Annotated in this window: 2 protein-coding genes; both read right to left on the reverse strand. The window is 65.7% G+C overall.

The features are described 5' to 3' along the window. On the reverse strand, positions 1 to 763 hold a 763-nt coding region (locus EOA23_RS34930), incomplete at its 3' end, for an NAD(P)-dependent oxidoreductase (protein ID WP_127307337.1). Beyond that, positions 760 to 1,188: substrate-binding domain-containing protein (locus tag EOA23_RS34935; RefSeq protein ID WP_189341841.1), on the reverse strand; the 429-nt coding region annotated here is incomplete at its 5' end. The genes EOA23_RS34935 and EOA23_RS34930, both read right to left, overlap by 4 nt.

The raw sequence follows: 1,188 nt of genomic DNA on the forward strand, positions 1-1,188 counted from the left end.
TGGTACCGCTCTTCAGGGCGGCCGCCAGTGCTGTCTCGTCCACAGCCGAGCCCCGGCCGACATTGACGAAGACGCCGTTCGAACCCAGCGCCGACAAGATTTCGGCATTGATCGCCTTCTCCGTGGAGGCGCCCCCCGGAGCAATGCAGATCAGCGTGTCGACGGCCTCGGCAAGGCCTTTCAAAGTGGCATGATAGTCGTAAGCCACGCCTTCGACCTTGCGGCGATTGTGGTAGGCGATCGGCAGGCCGAAGGCTTCGATGCGGCGGGCGACGGCGCGGCCGATGCGGCCCATGCCGAAAATGCCGACGCTGCGGCCGCGCAAGGTAAGCCGGCTCAGGCGATAATTGCCCTTCTTCACCCAGTCGCCGTCGCGCAGCCACTTCTCGGCGGCGTAGAGCTCGCGCACGGTGTTGATCAAAAGACCAATGGCGGTGTCGGCGACCTCCTCGGTCAGGACGTCGGGCGTGTTGGTGACCATGACGCCACGCTTGGCCGCGTGATTGGCATCGACCGAATCATAGCCGACGCCGAAACTGGAGATGATCTCAAGGTTGGGCAGCGCGTCGATCATCGCCGCGTTGATGCCCGCGTAGGAGGCGATGCCGCGCACCGTGGCGCGCATCTCTTCCGTGACCAGCGAAGGGTCGGCGCCTTCGATGCGCACAAGAATGAACGCCTTGTCTATGCGGCTGACGGCATGATCGTTGAAATCGCCCGGCACCAGGATGGCGACCGGCAATTTTCCTTCTGCAATGGTCATGCACGCTCCACCGGCTTGCCGGTCGACTGCCGCACATGCAGTTCCGGCTTGATCAGTTCCTGCGATGGCCGCACCGCCTGCCCGTTCAGCTTGTCGAGCAGGGCGCTCGCGGCGCGGCGGCCGACCTCGCGCTGGCCGTTCCAGACCGTGGTCAGGGCCGGCGTCGCGATCGCCGCCTCCTCGAGATCGTCATAGCCGGTGACCGAGATATCGACGCCGGGCACGAGGCCCGCCCGCGCAATGCCGTTCATCAGCCCGATCGCGACCAGATCGTTCCAGCAGCAGGCGGCAGTGGGCTTGTCCTTCAGCGCCAGAAACTGCCCCGCGGCTTCGAAGCCGGCCTGCTTGGTGCGGGGGCCGGGAATGCGCCAGGACGGCTTCACCTCCAGGCCGGCCGCCTCCATCGCGTTGAGATAGCCCTGGTA

It is taken from the genome of Mesorhizobium sp. M2A.F.Ca.ET.042.01.1.1 (genome assembly GCF_003997405.1).
Taxonomy (GTDB): domain Bacteria; phylum Pseudomonadota; class Alphaproteobacteria; order Rhizobiales; family Rhizobiaceae; genus Mesorhizobium.